This window comes from Enterobacter quasiroggenkampii, from assembly GCF_043972695.1.
GTDB lineage: Bacteria > Pseudomonadota > Gammaproteobacteria > Enterobacterales > Enterobacteriaceae > Enterobacter > Enterobacter quasiroggenkampii.
Map to the genome: position 1 here is coordinate 2,347,916 of NZ_CP143745.1, position 20,240 is coordinate 2,368,155.

Consider the following 20,240-nt stretch of genomic DNA (forward strand, 5'->3'; position numbering starts at 1 on the left):
CCTAAGGTCGGCTTTTTACTTTCAGCGTTGTTTGTCGTTATTCGACAGACTGTGGACGCGTCGCGGGTGCAGTCGCCTGATGCGTTGCACTGTGGCCGCCTGCAGCGCCTTTACCGTCGAAGCTGAAAGCCGGGCGAACCCAGTCGCTGTGACGCGGTGCTTCTGGCACGTAATCCGGCGCCGGAGCGCGGGTCATCGGTGCTGTCGCCACGTGGGCAGCGGCTGGCGCAGAGACAACCGGCTCAGGTTTCACTTCAGGCGCTTTCGGTTCTTCAACAACCGGTTCAACCTCAATCTCAACGTCCTGAACGATTTCTTCAGTGGTCGTTTCGACGATGGCTTCAGCGGTGTCTTCCACGGCGGCTACAGGTTCAGCTTCTTCAGCGATTTCCTCAGCCACCACCACATCTTCTTCAGCAATAAGCTGCGGTGCGGCATCAACCGGCGCGGCAATCACTTCCGGATGCGTGGTTTCGACCTCAGTTGCCTGAGGTGCTTCCGCTTCAACAACCTGAGGTTCAACCACGGTTGCCGCTTCAGTCACAACGTCTTCTACCGCTGCCGCAGGTGCAATGATCTCTTCCGCAACTGGCTGTTCTTCAACAACCTGCTCCGGACGTGCTACCGGGTAGCGGATCCAGACTTTGCCGGAAGCCATTTCTGGCGAAGCACAGGCAATGGTCAGTGGCATTGGCGACTGAGTCGGGTAACGCTCGTCACGATAGCGGCGACGGCGCTGACCGCTGACGCGCAGATGACGTGGAGAACGACGTGAACGGCGCGGCATGCCGGCGTTATCACGGTTTTCACCGTTTTCATCCTGCTCAACGTTGTTATCAACGACCGCTGGCAGGTCAACTTTTGCCAGCTGCGTGCCGGTTGCGCTCTCGCGGGTTTCAACCGCGACGATTGCTGACTCTTCGGTTGCTTCGGAGGCGAAGCGGACTTTCTGAGCAAGCTGGCGCTGCTTACGGCGCGGCATGACCTGAGTACGTTCTTCCTGCTCGCCGTCCTGCTGTTCAACAGGCTCTTCGCGGTTCAGGTTTTTGACTTCCTGCTGTGCCTGACGCTTCTCGTCGTTACGGCGACGGTTGCGTTCACGGCGCGGCTGCTGGTCGTCACGCTGTTTGCTCTTCTCAGACTCATCGCCCGCCTGCTGGCGAATTTCACGATCTTCAACATTCTGCTGCTGTTTTTCGCGACGGTTGCGACGGTTGTCTTCGCGTTGCTCACGACCTTCGTTGTTCTCAGAGCGGTTGTCACGGTTGTCACGACGCTCACTGCGGTCATTACGATCGCTACGGTCATTACGGTCGCGGCGGTTGTTCTGACGCTTACGGCGATCCTGCTGACGTTCAGGCTTGGCCGCTTTTGGCTCTTCTTTCGGCTGCTCTGGCTGAACTTCCTCACCGGCAAACATCTTCTTCAGCGCACCGAAGAAGCGGCTCAGCAGACCCGGCTGTGCCGGCTGGGCTTTCGCTGCCGTTGCTTCTGGTTTCTGCGCCGCAGGTTTGGCCGCTGGTTTTTCCAGGGCTGCTTCCGGTGGGGCTTCTGGCATGATGAAGGTGGCTAACGCAGGCTGCTCTGGCAGTTTACGCTCTGCTGGCTCTTCATCTGAAGGCAGGGCCATCTCTTCTTCGTGCAGCTTCGGCAGCAGGTAGCTGAGCGTTGACGTCTCTTCGCCTTTACGGACACGCAGCACGTGATAGTGCGGGGTTTCCATCTGATCGTTTGGCACGATGATGCAGCGAACGCCACCCTGACGCGCTTCAATGGCACTGACCGCTGCACGTTTTTCGTTCAGCAGGTAAGAGGCAATTGGCACAGGGACAATCGCGTGAACCTCTTTGGTATTCTCTTTCAGCGCTTCTTCTTCAATCAGACGCAGAATCGAGAGGGACAGCGATTCGTTATCACGCACGGTGCCGGTGCCGGAGCAGCGCGGACAAACGTGATGGCTGGACTCACCCAGCGATGGGCTCAGACGCTGGCGGGACATCTCCAGCAGGCCAAAGCGTGAGATATGGCTAATCTGGATACGCGCACGATCCTGACGCACCGCTTCGCGCAGACGGTTTTCTACCGCACGCTGGTGGCGAACAGGGGTCATGTCGATGAAGTCGATAACAATCAGACCGCCCAGGTCGCGCAGGCGGAGCTGGCGGGCGATTTCATCAGCGGCTTCAAGGTTAGTGTTGAAGGCGGTCTCTTCGATATCGCCACCGCGCGTTGCGCGAGCGGAGTTGATGTCGATAGCGGTCAGCGCTTCAGTGGTATCGATAACGATAGAACCGCCGGATGGCAGGCGCACTTCACGCTGGAAGGCGGATTCAATCTGGGATTCGATCTGATAGTGGCTGAACAGCGGGATTTCACCGGTGTACAGTTTAATTTTGCTGGTGAAATCCGGACGACCCAGCGCGGCGATGTGCTGGCGCGCCAGCTCAAGCACTTTCGGGTTATCGATCAGAATCTCACCGATGTCCTGACGCAGGTAGTCACGGAAGGCACGCACGATCACGTTGCTTTCCTGGTGGATCAGGAACGGAGCAGGGCGGCTTTCCGCTGCTTTCTGGATGGCTTCCCAGTGCTTCAGACGGAAGCTCAGGTCCCACTGCAGCGCTTCGGCGGATTTGCCGACGCCCGCGGTACGCACGATAAGCCCCATGCCATCAGGCAGTTCAAGGCTTGCCAGCGCTTCTTTCAGCTCGGTACGGTCATCACCTTCGATACGGCGAGAGATGCCACCCGCACGCGGGTTGTTAGGCATCAGCACCAGATAGCTCCCTGCCAGGCTGATAAAGGTAGTCAGTGCGGCACCTTTGTTGCCACGCTCTTCTTTATCAATCTGAACGATAACTTCCTGACCTTCACGCAGAACATCTTTGATGTTTGGTCGGCCATGGGCGTTGTAGTTTGCAGGGAAATATTCGCGGGCGATTTCTTTCAGAGGGAGGAAACCATGACGCTCAGCACCGTAATCGACAAATGCAGCTTCAAGGCTTGGTTCAATGCGGGTGATTTTACCTTTGTAAATGTTCGCTTTTTTCTGTTCGTGTCCAGGACTTTCGATATCCAGATCGTACAGGCGCTGCCCATCCACAAGGGCGACACGCAACTCTTCTTGCTGAGTTGCGTTGATTAACATTCTTTTCATCGTAACTTACTCGTTATTCTTACATTGACGACAAAGCTGCGGGCAAGGTGACGCTTTCCGGGGTATGAACCGATGGCCTCGTGTCTGTTCACGTCGCCAACCTCACGGTTGTCGCTCGCTTAAGAGGCGCAGAGTGTCGGTTGCCTGTATTTCATACGGAAACACAGCGCAATTATCAGGGGAATTGCCTGGGTAGAACTCTCCAGAGAACAATCCTTATACCGGGAAGTACTGCAACCCGCAGCCCGCTAACTGCCTGAAAGATCAATACGTCTTACGCCATTGCTGCGTGGATGATCGGTCAGACAAAATTGGTCATTCCGTCAACATCCTTACTTAACCAGGATTTAACACGGAAAACAGCCTCATTATTCCACTGCTCGCCGGGTTATAGCAAGATGACTTTTACCAATTATCACCCGGTTACTCACAGTTTCTTCACTTCAGAATGGCGATTGGTTTAATAACCACCAAATCGGTTGCGCGAAACGGGGGACAGGCCGGATAAAAGTAAATATAAGCATAGAAAAATGAGTGGCGCTAATGGCTGTCGATATTTAGAATCGCCAACCATGAAAACAGAGACTCCAGCCGTAAAAATGGTTGCCATCGCCGAAGATGAAGCGGGGCAACGTATCGATAACTTTTTGCGTACCCAGCTGAAAGGGGTGCCAAAGAGCATGATTTATCGCATCCTGCGTAAGGGCGAGGTGCGGGTTAACAAAAAACGCGTGAAGCCTGAGTATAAGCTCGAAGCCGGTGACGAAGTGCGTATTCCGCCGGTGCGCGTGGCAGAGCGCGAAGAAGAGACCGTTTCACCAAAGCTGCAGAAAGTGGCGGCCCTGAGCGATGTCATCCTTTACGAAGACGACCATATTCTGGTGCTGAATAAACCGTCAGGAACGGCAGTCCATGGCGGTAGCGGTCTGAGCTTCGGCGTGATTGAAGGGCTGCGTGCCCTGCGTCCGGAAGCGCGCTTCCTTGAGCTGGTGCACCGTCTTGACCGCGACACTTCAGGCGTACTGCTGGTGGCGAAAAAGCGTTCCGCGCTGCGTTCGCTGCATGAACAGCTGCGTGAAAAAGGGATGCAGAAAGACTATCTGGCGCTGGTGCGCGGCCAGTGGCAGTCCCATGTAAAAGTGGTGCAGGCGCCGCTGCTGAAGAACATTCTGCAAAGCGGTGAGCGTATTGTCCGCGTGAGCCAGGAAGGGAAACCGTCTGAGACGCGCTTTAAGGTTGAAGAGCGCTATGAGTTTGCCACGCTGGTGCGCTGCAGTCCGGTGACCGGTCGTACCCACCAGATCCGCGTGCATACGCAGTTTGCAGGGCACCCCATCGCCTTTGATGACCGCTATGGCGACCGCGAGTTTGATAAGCAGCTGGCGGGGACAGGACTGTCGCGTCTGTTCCTGCATGCGGCAGCGCTGAAGTTTACCCATCCGAATACCGGTGAAGTGATCCGTATTGAAGCGCCGCTGGATGAGCAGCTGAAACACTGTCTTAAGGTTTTGCGCGGCTGATTTTGTGCCGGGTGGCGCTGCGCTTACCCGGCCTACAAAACCCGTAGGCCCATGCAAGCGAAGCGCCGCTGGGCAAAAGTCACATGATCAGCGGATTACATTCTTCTCGCCGTAACATCTGACACAAGGCAATCAGCGGTAACCCCACCAGGGTGTTGGGATCGCGACCGTCCAGCTTGTCGAACAGCGCAATCCCCAATCCTTCACTTTTAAAGCTCCCCGCGCAGTTCAGCGGTCGCTCACGGCGCACATAATCCATAATCTCTTGCTCGCTGAGATGACGGAAGTGTACGTCGAACGGCTCGCACTCGGTTTGCAGATGGCCTGACGCGGAGTTATAGAGGGCCAGGCCCGTATAGAAGGTCACGATAGTACCGCGCGCACGCAGAAGCTGCTGACAGGCATTTTCCTCAGTATGGGGCTTGCCGGTGATTTCGCCGTCCAGCACGCAAACCTGATCGGAGCCTATAATCAAATGCGAAGGATAGCGTGTGGCCAGCGATTGCGCCTTCTCCTTAGCAAGACGCGTCACCAGATGGCGCGGTGACTCGCCCGGCAGTGGCGTCTCATCCACCTCTGGCGCGGCGCATTCAAACGGGATCCCGAGCTTTTCCAGTAGCATTCGGCGGTAGGGAGACGTGGAAGCAAGGACGAGATTTGGCATATTTTTATCACCAGATATAGCGTATCGATGCCAGCCATTTTAAACTACAGGCCGCAATGTGTGCGAATAATTGGCAAAAGGCAGCTCTGGTTGCCTTTTTCTTTGACTCTATGACGTTACAAAGTTAATATGCGCGCCCTATGCAAAAGGTAAAATTACCCCTGACTCTTGATCCGGTTCGTACGGCTCAAAAACGCCTCGATTACGAAGGTATCTATACTTCCGATCAGGCTGAGCGTATTGCCGAATCCGTAGTCAGTGTGGACAGTGATGTAGAATGCTCCATGTCGTTCGCTATCGACAACCAGCGTCTCGCCGTTTTAACCGGTGATGCAAAGGTGACGGTAACGCTCGAGTGTCAGCGTTGCGGGAAACCGTTTGTACAGCATGTTCACACAACGTATTGTTTCAGTCCGGTTCGTTCTGACGAACAGGCTGAAGCACTCCCGGAAGCGTATGAGCCGATTGAGGTTAACGAATTCGGTGAAATCGATCTTCTGGCTCTGGTTGAAGATGAAATCATCCTCACCTTGCCAGTGGTTCCGGTGCATGATTCTGAACACTGTGAAGTGTCCGAGGCGGACATGGTCTTTGGGGAACTGCCTGATGAAGCGCAAAAACCAAACCCATTTGCCGTATTAGCCAGCTTAAAGCGTAAGTAATTGAGGAGTAAGGTCCATGGCCGTACAACAGAATAAACCAACCCGTTCCAAACGTGGCATGCGTCGTTCCCATGACGCGCTGACTGCAGTTACCAGCCTGTCTGTAGACAAGACTTCTGGTGAGAAACACCTGCGTCACCACATCACCGCTGACGGTTTCTACCGCGGCCGCAAGGTTATCACTAAGTAATCACGCGTCAGCGTGATTAGGCTTAGTGAGGAGCTCCCCGTGCAAACGGGGAACTTACCGAACCAGGCTGCGACGATACCTTGACACGTCTAACCCTGGCGTTAGATGTCATGGGGGGAGATTTTGGCCCTTCTGTGACAGTGCCTGCAGCATTGCAGGCACTGAATTCTAATTCGCAACTCACTCTTCTTTTAGTCGGCAATCCCGACACAATCACGCCATTACTTGCAAAAGCTGACTTTGAACAACGTTCACGTCTGCAGATTATTCCTGCGCAGTCAGTTATTGCCAGTGATGCCCGACCCTCGCAGGCGATTCGTAATAGCCGCGGCAGCTCGATGCGGATAGCGCTGGAGCTGGTGAAAGAAGGTCGAGCCCAGGCTTGCGTTAGCGCGGGAAATACCGGCGCGCTGATGGGGCTGTCGAAATTATTGCTCAAACCGATTGACGGTATTGAGCGTCCGGCGCTGGTGACGGTGTTGCCGCATCAGCAGAAGGGCAAGACGGTAGTGCTCGATTTGGGCGCGAACGTCGATTGTGATAGTACAATGCTGGCTCAGTTTGCCGTCATGGGATCGGTGCTGGCAGAAGAGGTGGTCGGGATCAACACTCCCCGTGTTGCGTTACTGAACATTGGTGAAGAAGAGACCAAAGGCCTGGACAGCATTCGCGAAGCAGCTGAATTGCTCAAACAGGTTCCCTCCATCAACTATATTGGTTATCTCGAAGCCAATGAGTTGTTGACGGGTAAAACGGATGTTCTGGTGTGCGATGGCTTCACCGGGAACGTGACGTTGAAAACCATGGAAGGGGTCGTGCGGATGTTTCTTTCTCTGCTGAAATCACAGGGAGAGGGCAAAAAAAGCGCCTGGTGGCTGATTTTATTGAAGCGTTGGTTACAAAAGAGCCTGACGCGGCGATTCAGTCACCTCAACCCCGACCAGTATAATGGCGCCTGTCTGTTAGGATTGCGCGGCATCGTGATTAAGAGTCATGGCGCCGCCAATCAGCGAGCATTTGCTGTCGCGATTGAACAGGCAGTGCAGGCGGTGCAGCGACAAGTCCCTCAGCGGATTGCCGCTCGCCTGGGATCTGTATTAGCTAAAAGTGACTGAGCGTACATGTATACGAAGATTTTAGGTACCGGCAGCTACCTGCCAAAACAGGTGCGTACCAACGCCGATCTGGAAAAAATGGTAGATACGTCTGACGAGTGGATTGTCACGCGCACAGGTATCCGTGAACGTCGTATTGCCGCGCCAGACGAAACCGTGTCGACCATGGGTTACGAAGCCGCACAGCGTGCTATCGAAATGGCGGGCATTGATAAAGAACAGATCGGTTTGATCGTGGTGGCCACGACGTCTGCCACGCATGCTTTCCCAAGCGCGGCGTGCCAGGTGCAAAACATGCTCGGTATTAAGGGCTGCCCGGCGTTTGACGTCGCTGCCGCATGCGCAGGTTTTACCTATGCGCTGAGCGTAGCCGATCAGTACGTGAAGTCCGGTGCCGTTAAATATGCGCTGGTAATCGGTGCTGACGTGCTGGCGCGTACCTGCGATCCGACCGATCGCGGAACGATCATTATTTTTGGTGATGGTGCGGGTGCGGTGCTGCTGGGGCAGTCCGAAGAGCCGGGTATCATCTCTACGCATCTGCATGCTGACGGCAGCTATGGCGAACTGTTGACCCTGCCTAACGCCGATCGCGTAAATCCGGACAACTCGATTTACCTGACGATGGCAGGGAACGAGGTCTTCAAGGTGGCGGTGACTGAGCTTGCGCACATCGTTGATGAAACGCTGGAAGCGAATAACCTTGAACGCTCCGCGCTCGACTGGCTGGTGCCGCATCAGGCGAACCTGCGTATCATCAGCGCAACCGCGAAAAAGCTGGGCATGTCGATGGATAACGTTGTGGTGACGCTGGATCGTCACGGCAACACCTCTGCGGCGTCAGTACCGTGCGCATTTGATGAAGCGGTACGCGACGGGCGAATCAAACGGGGCCAGCTGGTCTTGCTTGAAGCCTTCGGTGGCGGGTTCACCTGGGGTTCCGCGCTGGTTCGTTTCTAGGATAAGGAATAAAAAATGACGCAATTTGCTTTTGTGTTCCCGGGGCAGGGCTCTCAAACCGTTGGGATGTTGTCTGAAATGGCAGCAACCTATCCGGTCATTGAAGAGACTTTCCGTGAAGCTTCTGATGCACTGGGTTATGATTTATGGGCGCTGACCCAGCAGGGTCCTGCCGAAGAGCTGAACAAAACCTGGCAGACCCAGCCCGCGCTGCTGACCGCGTCCGTTGCGCTGTGGCGTGTCTGGCAGCAGCAGGGCGGTAAAGCGCCCGCACTGCTCGCAGGACATAGCCTGGGTGAATACTCAGCGCTGGTTTGTGCCGGTGTGATCGCGTTTGCTGACGCGGTTCGTCTGGTGGAACTGCGCGGTAAATTCATGCAGGAAGCAGTGCCAGAAGGCACGGGTGGCATGTCAGCCATCATCGGTCTGGATGATGCCGCGATTGCAAAAGCGTGTGAAGAGTCTTCTGAAGGTCAGGTTGTCTCTCCGGTTAACTTCAACTCGCCGGGCCAGGTGGTTATCGCCGGTCATAAAGAAGCGGTTGAGCGTGCCGGTGCAGCCTGTAAAGCGGCGGGTGCCAAACGTGCGCTGCCGCTGCCGGTCAGCGTGCCGTCTCACTGTGCGCTGATGAAGCCCGCTGCCGAGAAACTGGCGGTTGAGCTGGAAAAAATTACGTTTAACGCACCGACGATTTCCGTTGTGAACAACGTCGATGTGAAATGCGAAACCGCGCCGGAAGCTATCCGCGACGCGCTGGTTCGCCAGCTCTACAGCCCGGTACAGTGGACCAAAACCGTTGAGTTTATGGCCTCTCAGGGCGTTGAGCATCTGTATGAAGTCGGCCCAGGGAAAGTCCTCACCGGTCTGACAAAACGTATTGTTGACACCCTGACAGCCTCGGCGATTAACGAGCCGGAAGCGATGTCAGCGGCACTCTCGCAATAAAAGAGGAATACCATGAGTTTTGAAGGAAAAATTGCCCTGGTCACTGGCGCAAGCCGCGGTATCGGGCGTGCAATTGCTGAAACACTGGTTGCGCGCGGCGCGAAGGTGATTGGGACAGCAACCAGCGAGAATGGCGCTCAGGCTATCAGTGAATATCTGGGTGCAAACGGTAAAGGTCTGGTACTGAATGTGACCGAACCTGCATCTATCGAATCTGTTCTGGAAAATATTCGCGCAGAGTTTGGCGAAGTGGATATTCTGGTAAACAACGCCGGGATCACTCGCGATAACCTGTTAATGCGAATGAAAGACGACGAGTGGAACGATATTATCGAAACCAACCTGTCATCTGTATTCCGTCTGTCAAAAGCGGTAATGCGCGCTATGATGAAAAAGCGTCATGGTCGTATTATCACTGTCGGTTCTGTGGTTGGTACCATGGGAAATGCTGGTCAGGCTAACTACGCTGCGGCGAAAGCCGGTCTGATTGGTTTCAGTAAGTCGCTGGCGCGTGAAGTCGCGTCCCGCGGTATTACGGTAAACGTTGTTGCTCCGGGCTTTATTGAAACGGACATGACGCGTGCGCTGACTGATGAGCAGCGTGCGGGTACGCTGGCGGCAGTTCCGGCGGGTCGTCTTGGCGACCCTAAAGAAATCGCCAGTGCGGTTGCATTTTTAGCCTCTGACGAAGCGGGTTACATCACTGGTGAGACCCTCCACGTCAACGGCGGGATGTATATGGTTTAACCACGATGAAAAATATTTGCGTTATTAGGGCGAATGGCCTCAAAATAACGTAAAATCGTGGTAAGAACTGCCGGGATTTAGTTGCAAATTTTTCAACATTTTATACACTACGAAAACCATCGCGAAAGCGAGTTTTGATAGGAAATTTAAGAGTATGAGCACTATCGAAGAACGCGTTAAGAAAATTATCGGCGAACAGTTGGGCGTTAAGCAGGAAGAAGTTGTGAACTCCGCTTCCTTCGTTGAAGACCTGGGCGCAGATTCTCTTGACACCGTTGAGCTGGTAATGGCTCTGGAAGAAGAGTTTGATACTGAGATTCCGGACGAAGAAGCTGAGAAGATCACCACCGTTCAGGCTGCCATTGATTACATCAACGGTCACCAGGCGTAAGTGAACATCTCCAGGCGGTCATTCGACCGCCTGAGTTTTATCTTTTTTAGTCCCACGAATCTCTTTTTTTATCCCTCCCTGGAGGACAAACGTGTCTAAGCGTCGTGTAGTTGTGACCGGACTTGGCATGTTGTCTCCTGTCGGCAATACCGTAGAGTCCACCTGGAAAGCTCTCCTTGCCGGTCAGAGCGGCATCAGCCTAATCGACCATTTCGATACTAGCGCCTATGCAACGAAATTTGCTGGCTTAGTAAAGGATTTTAACTGTGAAGAGATCATCTCGCGCAAAGAGCAGCGCAAGATGGATGCCTTCATTCAATATGGAATTGTCGCTGGCGTTCAGGCCATGCAGGATTCTGGCCTTGTGATTACGGAAGAGAACGCAACCCGTATTGGCGCCGCTATCGGCTCCGGGATTGGCGGTCTTGGCCTGATCGAGGAAAACCATACATCCCTGATGAATGGCGGCCCGCGTAAGATCAGTCCGTTCTTCGTTCCGTCCACGATTGTTAATATGGTGGCAGGTCACCTGACCATCATGTTCGGCCTGCGTGGGCCAAGCATTTCTATCGCCACCGCCTGTACGTCTGGCGTACATAACATCGGCCAGGCCGCGCGCATTATTGCGTACGGCGATGCAGATGCTATGGTTGCCGGCGGTGCTGAAAAAGCCAGTACCCCACTGGGTGTCGGCGGTTTCGGCGCGGCCCGTGCGCTCTCTACCCGCAACGATAATCCACAGGCGGCAAGCCGTCCGTGGGATAAAGACCGTGATGGCTTCGTGCTGGGTGACGGTGCGGGCATGATCGTACTGGAAGAGTACGAACACGCGAAAAAACGCGGTGCGAAAATTTATGCTGAAGTCGTTGGCTTTGGTATGAGCAGCGATGCGTATCACATGACGTCTCCTCCGGAGAACGGTGCAGGTGCTGCGCTGGCGATGGAAAACGCGATCCGTGATGCGGGTATTACCCCGGCTCAGATTGGCTACGTCAACGCGCACGGCACATCTACACCTGCAGGCGATAAAGCGGAAGCTCAGGCGGTTAAGTCTATCTTCGGCGAGTCTGCCAGCCGCGTACTGGTGAGCTCCACGAAATCCATGACCGGTCACCTGTTGGGTGCGGCGGGTGCAGTAGAGTCAATCTACTCCATCCTTGCGCTGCGCGATCAGGCTGTTCCACCAACCATCAACCTGGATAACCCGGATGAAGGTTGCGATCTGGACTTCGTTCCTCACGAAGCGCGCCAGGTTAGCGGAATGGAGTATACCCTGTGTAACTCCTTCGGCTTTGGCGGTACCAACGGTTCTCTGATCTTCAAAAAGATCTGATCCTGACGTTCCGATCGCACTAAAAAAGGTCCGCTTGCCGGACCTTTTTTATTAAGGCTAATCTTCTTGTCGACTGCATGACATCCTGCCAGACTAAACGTCCACGCATAAGGAGCCACCATGTTTTTAATCAATGGCCTTGAGCAGGACACGCTGCCTGCCAGCGACAGGGCGGTACAGTTCGGGGATGGTTGCTTTACGACGGCGCGCATTCTGGATGGCCATGTTTGCCTTCTGGAAGCGCACATGCGACGCCTGCAGCATGGCTGTGAAAAGCTCATGATCCCCTTTACGCACTGGGACACCTTACGTCAGGAAATGTGTCAGCTCGCATCGGGGAAGCACAGCGGCGTACTCAAGGTTATCATCAGCCGCGGCAGTGGTGGCCGGGGTTACAGCGCTGCATCTTGTCTCGCCCCAACGCGCATTCTTTCCGTGTCTGCTTATCCCGCGCATTACTCTCGCTGGCGAGAAGACGGCGTCACGCTGACGCTAAGCCCGGTACGACTGGGACGAAACCCGATGCTGGCCGGGATTAAGCATCTCAATCGCCTGGAACAGGTGCTCATTCGTACTCATCTTGAACAGACGGACGCCGATGAGGCGCTGGTCCTTGACAGCGAAGGGTTCATTACGGAATGCTGTGCGGCTAATTTGTTCTGGCGACAGGGCAGGAATGTGTTCACCCCCGCGCTGGATCAGGCTGGCGTGAACGGCATAATGCGCCAATTTTGTTTGCAGCAGCTGGCACACTCTGACTTTCACGTTGTCGAAGTTAACGCAAAGGAAGAGGTGCTACAGACTGCTGATGAAGTCATCATTTGCAACGCGCTGATGCCTGTTGTGCCCGTTCGCGCCTGTGGCCAGCTACGCTGGTCGTCGCGCGAGCTGTTTCAGTTTTTAGCCCCGATATGTGAGCAAACCAGATAGTCATGAAAAAAATGTTGCGCTTTGTCCTTCTCCTCATTGTTGCGCTGGGCGTTGCTGGCGGAGCAGGCGTATGGAAAGTTCGCCAGCTGGCGGACAGCAAGATCCTGGTTAAAGACGAAACGATCTTTACCCTGAAAGCGGGAACCGGCCGCCAGGCGCTTGGGGAACAGCTCTACGGTGATAAAATTATCAATCGTCCACGGGTATTCCAGTGGTTATTGCGTGTGGAGCCTGAACTGTCACATTTCAAAGCCGGTACCTATCGCTTTACGCCGGGAATGACCGTCAGAGAGATGCTGCAGCTGCTGGAAAGCGGCAAAGAAGCCCAGTTCCCTCTGCGATTTGTGGAAGGGATACGCCTGAGTGATTACCTCAAACAGCTGCGCGATGCGCCGTATATCAAACATACCCTGAAGGATGACAGCTACCAGACGGTGGCCGACGTGCTCAAGTTTGAGCATCCCGAATGGGTGGAAGGCTGGTTCTGGCCAGATACCTGGATGTACACCGCCGGCACGACCGATGTGGCGATCCTGAAGCGGGCGCACAAAAAAATGGTCGCCGCCGTGGATGCGGCCTGGGAAGGGCGAATGGAGGGTTTACCCTATAAAGATCAAAACCAGTTTGTCACCATGGCCTCGATTATCGAGAAAGAGACCGCCGTTGCCGCCGAGCGCGATCGGGTGGCGTCAGTATTTATCAACCGTCTGCGCATTGGCATGCGCCTGCAAACCGACCCTACCGTCATCTACGGCATGGGCGAGAGCTATGCCGGTAAGATCTCCAGAAAAGATCTGGAGACGCCAACGGCGTATAATACCTACGTGATTAGCGGTTTACCGCCTGGTCCGATTGCCACGCCGAGCGAAGCGTCACTGAAAGCTGCCGCGCATCCGGCGAAAACACCGTATCTCTATTTTGTGGCTGATGGAAAAGGGGGACACACCTTTAACACCAACCTTGCCAGCCACAATCGCTCTGTTCAGGACTATCTGAAGGCACTTAAGGAAAAAAATGCGCAGTAAATACATTGTGATTGAGGGACTCGAAGGGGCGGGTAAAACCACCGCCCGCAACGTGGTGGTGGATACGCTGAAATCGCTTGGCGTCGCCGACATGGTCTTCACCCGCGAGCCGGGCGGTACGCAACTTGCGGAGAAACTGCGCGGCCTGGTGCTGGACATTAAATCCGTTGGCGACGAAGTTATCACTGACAAAGCCGAAGTATTAATGTTCTACGCGGCGCGCGTACAGCTGGTTGAGACGGTGATCAAACCCGCCCTGGCCGATGGCAAGTGGGTAATCGGCGATCGTCACGATCTGTCGACTCAGGCTTATCAGGGCGGTGGACGCGGTATTGACCAGACCATGCTGGCAACGCTGCGCAATGCCGTACTGGGGGATTTTCGCCCCGACCTGACGCTCTATCTGGATGTGACCCCGGAAGTGGGTCTTAAACGCGCCCGCGCGCGCGGCGAGCTCGACCGCATTGAACAAGAGTCGTTTGATTTCTTTAACCGCACCCGTGCGCGCTATCTTGAGCTGGCCGCACAGGACAGCTCCATTCGTACCATCGATGCAACGCAATCCCTGGATGAGGTGACGCGTGACATTCAGCAAACCGTGACGCAGTGGGTGCAGGAGCAGCAGGCATGAAATGGTATCCATGGTTGCGCCCGCACTTTGAACAGCTGATCGGCAGCTATCAGGCGGGGCGGGGGCATCATGCGTTACTGATTCAGGCATTGCCGGGAATGGGCGATGATGCATTGATTTATGCCATCACCCGTTTTCTGATGTGCCAGCAGCCGGAAGGGCATAAAAGCTGCGGCAAATGCCGTGGCTGTCAGCTGATGCAGGCGGGCACACATCCTGACTACTACACGCTTGAGCCGGAGAAGGGGAAAAACGCGCTCGGTATCGATGCCGTGCGGGAAGTCAGTGAAAAATTGTACGAACACGCGCGGCTGGGCGGCGCTAAAGTAGTCTGGCTTAAAGACGCCACGCAGCTGACCGAGGCGGCAGCTAATGCCCTGCTGAAAACCCTGGAAGAGCCGCCGGTAAAAACGTGGTTTTTCCTTTCGTGCCGTGACCCGGGACGCTTGCTGGCGACGCTGCGCAGCCGCTGTCGTCTTCATCACCTTGTTGTGCCTCAGGAATCGTGGGCGCTGAGCTGGCTGGAACGAGAGGTGACAACGTCACCTGAGAGTGCGCTGTCCGCCTTGCGCCTGAGCAGCGGCGCGCCCGCAGCGGCGCTGGCATTGCTGCAACCTGACGTCTGGTCACAGCGAGAAACGCTTTGCCGGGCCGTCGAAATGGCACTCAATAACCACGACTGGCTAAGCGTATTGCCTGCGCTTAACAGCGATCAGGCCGTTGAGCGTCTGCACTGGCTGGCCTCGTTGCTGCTGGATGCCCTCAAACTTCAGCAAGGGGCAACGCTGCTGACCAACCCGGACGCGTGGACACTGGTGAATACGCTGGCGAACCGCCTCTCAGGGACGATTCTTCATGCGATGCTTCATGAAATTTGCCAGAGTCGAGAACAGCTTTTAACCGTGACGGGTCTTAATCGCGAGCTTTTACTGACCGACCAGTTACTGCGTATTGAACACTACCTGCAACCCGGCACCACACCGCCGGTTTCCCATCTCTGAGAGAGACATTATGTTTTTAGTCGACTCACACTGCCATCTTGATGGCCTGGATTATCAATCCCTGCATAAAAACGTGGATGACGTGCTGGAAAAAGCCGCCGCCCGCGATGTGAAATTCTGCCTTGCGGTAGCGACGACGCTGCCGGGCTATCGCACGATGCGCGAGCTGGTGGGCGTTCGCGATAACGTGGTGTTTTCCTGCGGCGTACACCCCCTGAACCAGGATGAAGAATATGACGTTGACGATTTGCGTCGTCTGGCGGCGGAAGAGGGCGTGGTGGCAATGGGCGAGACCGGGCTGGACTATTTCTACACGCCGGAAACCAAACCGCGCCAGCAGGCGTCCTTCCGCAACCATATTCGCATTGGCCGCGAACTGAACAAGCCGGTTATCGTCCACACCCGCGATGCGCGTGCGGATACCCTGGCGATCCTCCGGGAAGAAAACGTGACGGATTGCGGTGGCGTACTACACTGTTTCACAGAAGACAGAGAAACGGCGGGTAAACTGCTTGATTTGGGGTTTTATATCTCGTTTTCCGGGATTGTGACGTTCCGTAACGCTGAGCAGCTGCGTGATGCTGCACGTTATGTTCCGCTCGATCGCATTCTGGTAGAGACCGATTCTCCCTATCTGGCACCGGTTCCGCATCGCGGTAAAGAGAACCAGCCCGCGATGACGCGAGATGTGGCTGAGTACATGGCCGTCCTGAAGGGCGTCAGCATCGAAGAGCTGGCCCGCGTGACGACAGAAAACTTCTCCACGCTGTTCCATATTGACCCTGCCCGCCTGCAATCTGTCTGATACACCTGTTTTTTTTAGGCTCGTAATTAATAAATAAACCGAGTAAAGTTCACCGCCTCATTTGGGGCGGTGATGCTGTTTTTAGACACATCCGGACATGCTTTTTGTAAATAACTGAAAGTTTTTCGACCGTCTTAAGCTGAAACGTGATAGCCGTCAAACAAACTCAGAGGGAATTATTTTACTCTGTGTAATAAATAAAGGGCGCTTAGATGTCCTGTCCACGGCACGGTACTCCCCCCGGGCCAATGCGTGAAAGCGTAAAAAAAGCACAAATACTCAGGAGCACTCTCAATTATGTTTAAGAATGCATTTGCTAACCTGCAAAAGGTCGGTAAATCGCTGATGCTGCCAGTATCCGTACTGCCTATCGCAGGTATCCTGCTGGGTGTCGGTTCTGCTAACTTCAGCTGGCTGCCAGCCGTAGTGTCCCATGTGATGGCCGAAGCAGGCGGTTCTGTCTTTGCTAACATGCCACTGATCTTCGCGATCGGTGTGGCTCTGGGCTTCACCAATAACGACGGCGTATCTGCGCTGGCTGCAGTGGTTGCTTACGGCATCATGGTGAAAACCATGGCTGTGGTTGCGCCGCTGGTTCTGCATTTACCGGCAGAAGAGATCGCTGCGAAACACCTGGCAGACACCGGTGTTCTCGGCGGTATCATCTCCGGTGCGATTGCAGCGTATATGTTCAACCGCTTCTATCGCATCAAGCTGCCTGAGTACCTGGGCTTCTTCGCGGGCAAGCGTTTCGTTCCGATCATCTCTGGTCTGGCAGCGATTTTCACTGGCGTGATCCTGTCCTTCATCTGGCCACCAATCGGTTCCGCTATCCAGACCTTCTCTCAGTGGGCTGCTTACCAGAACCCGGTTGTGGCGTTTGGTATCTACGGCTTCATCGAGCGTTGCCTGGTGCCATTTGGTCTGCACCACATCTGGAACGTTCCATTCCAGATGCAGATTGGTGAATTCACCAACGCAGCAGGTCAGGTATTCCACGGCGATATCCCACGTTACATGGCGGGCGACCCAACTGCAGGTAAACTGTCTGGTGGCTTCCTGTTCAAAATGTACGGTCTGCCAGCAGCGGCGATTGCTATCTGGCACTCTGCGAAGCCAGAGAACCGTGCAAAAGTGGGCGGTATCATGATCTCCGCAGCGCTGACCTCGTTCCTGACCGGTATCACCGAGCCGATCGAGTTCTCCTTCATGTTCGTTGCGCCGATCCTGTACGTTATCCATGCTATTCTGGCGGGTCTGGCGTTCCCAATCTGTATTCTGCTGGGTATGCGTGACGGTACGTCCTTCTCTCACGGCCTGATCGACTTCATCGTTCTGTCCGGTAACAGCAGCAAACTGTGGCTGTTCCCAATCGTCGGTGCGTGCTATGCCGTTGTTTACTACACCATCTTCCGCGTGCTGATTAAAGCACTGGACCTGAAAACCCCAGGCCGTGAAGATGCGACAGAAGACAGCAAAGCGGGCGCGACCAGCGAAATGGCTCCTGCACTGGTTGCCGCGTTCGGTGGTAAAGAGAACATCACTAACCTGGACGCGTGTATCACTCGTCTGCGTGTGAGCGTTGCTGACGTCGCGAAAGTAGACCAGCCGGGTCTGAAAAAACTGGGTGCAGCTGGCGTAGTTGTTGCAGGTTCGGGTGTACAGGCAATCTTCGGTACTAAATCCGATAACCTGAAAACCGAAATGGATGAGTACATCCGCAACAACTAAGTTGTGACCCTGGGGAGACTAAGGCAGCCGAATGGCTGCCTTTTTTATTTGTGCTGTTTGTCATGCCCGGCGGCGCTGCGCTTACCGGGCCTACGAAATGCAAATGTAAGCCGGGTAAGGCGTAGCCGCCACCCGGCTTAACACTCAGAAGTCGTAGCTCGCGCTCACCGAGACGTTCAGCGGCGCGCCATAAACCACATAAGAGCCGACGTAATCGTAATACTCTTTGTCGAACAGGTTGTTGACGTTCGCCTGAACAGCAAAATCTTTGGTGACCTGATAACGGCTGAACAGGTTAACCAACCCGTAGCTGCCTTGCTCCGCGCGGGTACGGCCAGCCGGCGCGCCATCCACATCCGTCCACACCTTGTTTTGCCAGTTCACGCCACCGCCCACGGTCAGTTCCGGCAACATTGGCAGTTGATAACGGGTGAACAGCTTCATGGTTGTACGCGGCTGATCGGAGCTGACGGCGTTGCCATTCTTATCTTCCGCAATGTAGCGGGTCGCGCCGAAGGTCAGCTGCCAGTTATCGGTCAACGCGCCGTTCAGCTCGAACTCGATCCCTTTGCTCACTACGCCGTCCAGCGATTGGTAAATCGACTCACCGCTCGGCATATAGGTATAGGTATTGCTTGCTACGTTATCCTGCTCAATGCGGAAAATCGCCAGCGAGGTGGTAAGACGGGTATTGAACCAGTCTGCTTTCACACCGGCTTCGTAGCTTTTGCCCGTAGTGGGGTCGAGATAGCGTCCGCTGGCGTCCCGCTTGTCCTGGGGCTGGAAGATAGAGGTATAGCTGACGTAGGTCGACCAGTCTTCATTGATGTCGTAGACCAGGCCCGCGTAGGGCGTCACGTCATCTTTGGTACTTTCCAGACGGGTGTCCGGGGAGCCCGCAGGGTTATAGCGGATGTTATAGTTGGTATAACGTGCGCCGAGGATCAGATGCAGCGGATCGGCCAGCGAGAAGCGGGCGGAGGTATACGCTGAGGACTGGCGAATGTCGTCCTGGCTGTAGAGTTTCCACGGCGTCCACTGCGGGTCGGCAATGTTACCGTTCCAGTTCTTAAAGTTACCCACATCAACCATGCCGTAAACCGCGTCAGGCATTGAGTTGTCGTAATGGTTACGCTGACGACTGAAGCTGCCGCCGAACATCATTTCGTGCTGACGGCCGAAGAGATCGAAATCGCCGCGCAAGAAAGCGTCCACGGCATCCTGTTTCCGTTCGCCACGGTTCCAGCCGCCGTAGCCAACCATGCCTGCACCGGTCTCTTTATCCGGATAGCCGGACATATACATCAGCTTAGAGTCGAAGTTGGTTTCAGCATGCATGCCGTTAATGTGTGCTTCCCAGCCATTATCGAAACGCTGCGTCAGATTAGCGAAGATGCGGGTGCTGTCTTTATCAGACCTGGCCCAGTCAGGCGCGACGGTCTGGCTGCGATCGTAATGGGTTTTACTCCCGTCACTGTACCAGGTCGGGAGTCCGCCCCAGGTTGGGTCGGCGGTATGGCTTTCCTGATATTCGTATCCCACCGAGAGGGTGGTGCTGTCGGTGACGTCCGCATCCATCACGCCATAGAGGAATTTCTTTCGGTAGTGATAGTTATCCACGAAGCTGTCGTTGTCCTGATAACCTGCGATCATCCGGCCCCGTAGCTTACCTGACTCCACCAGCGGAGCCTGCAGATCCAGCACGTAGCGCTGTTTATCCCAGCTGCCGTAGCTCGCCGAAACATTGCCTTTGAATTCATTGCTGTCCGCATGCTTACGCACCATGTTGACGTACGCTGCCGGGTTGCCCGTACCGGACATCAGGCCGGTTGCACCGCGGACCACTTCGATGCGGTCATAAATCGCCGTATCGGCGGCAGTATCGCCAAAGTTCCACACTTCGCTGATGGAGGTTGGCAGGTCGTCATAGGCGTAATTACTGACGAAAAATCCGCGCGAGTAAAACACGGTACGGTCGCTGTCCTGCACCTGCGCCGTTACGCCCGTGGTGTTGGTTAACACCTGGCCGATGGACTGCAGGTTCTGATCGGCCATGCGCTGCTGGCTAATCACGCTGACGGACTGCGGGATATCGCGGGGAACCAGCAACAGCTTCGTGCCGGTGGTGGTGGTTTTGACGCTGTAATCCCGCTCCTGACTTGCGGAAGGATCCTGCGTTTGGTCAAAACCGCCATCAACAATAACGGTATCTTCGGCTGTTGATGCAGCGAAAGCGGCGGCTGGCGTCAGTGCCATAGCAATGCAGCCTGCCAGCAACGAAGGCGTTGCGACAGCCTGACGTTGCCCATCCCTGGTGTGATGAATGAAAGACATGATTAAACCCTTATGAACGATGAAGAGGGTATGCGTCAGTCCCGCGGACGCGGGCTGGCGTCGTTTTCTATGTTAAAAATGCGCATGAAAATGCAAATG

Annotated in this window: 18 protein-coding genes; 15 read left to right on the top strand and 3 right to left on the bottom strand. The window is 55.0% G+C overall.

Features of this window, described 5'->3' with window-relative positions; all coding sequences use genetic code 11:
• Positions 1-37: 37 nt before the first annotated feature.
• Entirely contained in the window at positions 38-3,157 is a 3,120-nt protein-coding gene (gene rne / locus V1572_RS11200; protein WP_395299969.1) for a ribonuclease E, read from the bottom strand.
• A gap of 572 nt (positions 3,158-3,729) precedes the next feature.
• On the opposite strand from rne, the gene rluC reads away from it, so the two are divergent.
• Positions 3,730-4,677: a 23S rRNA pseudouridine(955/2504/2580) synthase RluC gene (gene rluC, locus V1572_RS11205; RefSeq protein ID WP_252073556.1), complete on the top strand. Its 948-nt coding sequence runs from the start codon at positions 3,730-3,732 to the stop codon at positions 4,675-4,677.
• A 79-nt stretch (positions 4,678-4,756) separates the two neighbouring features.
• Here rluC and V1572_RS11210 read toward each other — a convergent pair whose 3' ends face one another.
• Complete coding sequence (locus V1572_RS11210) at positions 4,757-5,341, bottom strand: Maf family protein (protein WP_069719450.1); 585 nt, start codon at positions 5,339-5,341, stop codon at positions 4,757-4,759.
• Positions 5,342-5,481: 140 nt separating this feature from the next.
• Here V1572_RS11210 and yceD point away from each other — a divergent pair, with 140 nt between their 5' ends.
• The 14 genes from yceD (at position 5,482) to ptsG (ending at position 17,807) form a co-directional block, all read left to right on the top strand.
• Positions 5,482-6,003, top strand: a complete 522-nt coding sequence (gene yceD, locus V1572_RS11215; RefSeq protein ID WP_014883375.1) for a 23S rRNA accumulation protein YceD — start codon at positions 5,482-5,484, stop codon at positions 6,001-6,003.
• Between the two features lie 16 nt (positions 6,004-6,019).
• On the top strand, positions 6,020-6,193 hold the full coding sequence (gene rpmF, locus V1572_RS11220; protein WP_003857964.1) for a 50S ribosomal protein L32: 174 nt from the start codon (positions 6,020-6,022) through the stop codon (positions 6,191-6,193).
• Between the two features lie 80 nt (positions 6,194-6,273).
• On the top strand, positions 6,274-7,308 hold the full coding sequence (gene plsX, locus V1572_RS11225) for a phosphate acyltransferase PlsX (protein WP_063621375.1): 1,035 nt from the start codon (positions 6,274-6,276) through the stop codon (positions 7,306-7,308).
• A 6-nt stretch (positions 7,309-7,314) separates the two neighbouring features.
• A complete protein-coding gene (locus tag V1572_RS11230; RefSeq protein WP_008500797.1) occupies positions 7,315-8,268 on the top strand; it encodes a beta-ketoacyl-ACP synthase III in 954 nt (317 codons plus the stop codon).
• A 15-nt stretch (positions 8,269-8,283) separates the two neighbouring features.
• Complete coding sequence (fabD, locus tag V1572_RS11235; protein WP_395299970.1) at positions 8,284-9,213, top strand: ACP S-malonyltransferase; 930 nt, start codon at positions 8,284-8,286, stop codon at positions 9,211-9,213.
• A 12-nt stretch (positions 9,214-9,225) separates the two neighbouring features.
• Positions 9,226-9,960: a 3-oxoacyl-ACP reductase FabG gene (fabG, locus tag V1572_RS11240; RefSeq protein WP_008500795.1), complete on the top strand. Its 735-nt coding sequence runs from the start codon at positions 9,226-9,228 to the stop codon at positions 9,958-9,960.
• A gap of 154 nt (positions 9,961-10,114) precedes the next feature.
• Entirely contained in the window at positions 10,115-10,351 is a 237-nt protein-coding gene (gene acpP, locus V1572_RS11245) for an acyl carrier protein (RefSeq protein ID WP_003857954.1), read from the top strand.
• Positions 10,352-10,442: 91 nt separating this feature from the next.
• Positions 10,443-11,684 (top strand): beta-ketoacyl-ACP synthase II, encoded by a 1,242-nt coding sequence (gene fabF / locus V1572_RS11250; protein WP_045910201.1) that lies wholly within the window; start codon positions 10,443-10,445, stop codon positions 11,682-11,684.
• A 120-nt stretch (positions 11,685-11,804) separates the two neighbouring features.
• Complete coding sequence (gene pabC / locus V1572_RS11255; protein ID WP_063621377.1) at positions 11,805-12,614, top strand: aminodeoxychorismate lyase; 810 nt, start codon at positions 11,805-11,807, stop codon at positions 12,612-12,614.
• Positions 12,615-12,616: 2 nt separating this feature from the next.
• Positions 12,617-13,639, top strand: coding sequence for a cell division protein YceG (gene yceG, locus V1572_RS11260; protein ID WP_395299971.1), 1,023 nt, complete (start codon positions 12,617-12,619; stop codon positions 13,637-13,639).
• The gene (tmk, locus tag V1572_RS11265) at positions 13,629-14,270 is read left to right on the top strand and encodes a dTMP kinase (protein ID WP_048027446.1); all 642 of its coding nucleotides are present in this window, start codon (positions 13,629-13,631) and stop codon (positions 14,268-14,270) included. Before yceG ends, tmk begins: the two co-directional genes overlap by 11 nt.
• Entirely contained in the window at positions 14,267-15,271 is a 1,005-nt protein-coding gene (holB, locus tag V1572_RS11270) for a DNA polymerase III subunit delta' (RefSeq protein ID WP_395299972.1), read from the top strand. The genes tmk and holB overlap by 4 nt, the downstream gene beginning before the upstream one ends.
• Before the next feature lie 10 nt (positions 15,272-15,281).
• A complete protein-coding gene (locus V1572_RS11275; RefSeq protein ID WP_045910206.1) occupies positions 15,282-16,076 on the top strand; it encodes a metal-dependent hydrolase in 795 nt (264 codons plus the stop codon).
• 297 nt (positions 16,077-16,373) lie between these two features.
• Positions 16,374-17,807: a PTS glucose transporter subunit IIBC gene (ptsG, locus tag V1572_RS11280; protein WP_008500788.1), complete on the top strand. Its 1,434-nt coding sequence runs from the start codon at positions 16,374-16,376 to the stop codon at positions 17,805-17,807.
• 144 nt (positions 17,808-17,951) lie between these two features.
• Here the strand turns inward: ptsG and fhuE are convergent, their stop codons facing one another.
• Positions 17,952-20,141, bottom strand: a complete 2,190-nt coding sequence (gene fhuE / locus V1572_RS11285; protein WP_395299117.1) for a ferric-rhodotorulic acid/ferric-coprogen receptor FhuE — start codon at positions 20,139-20,141, stop codon at positions 17,952-17,954.
• Positions 20,142-20,240: the final 99 nt, after the last annotated feature.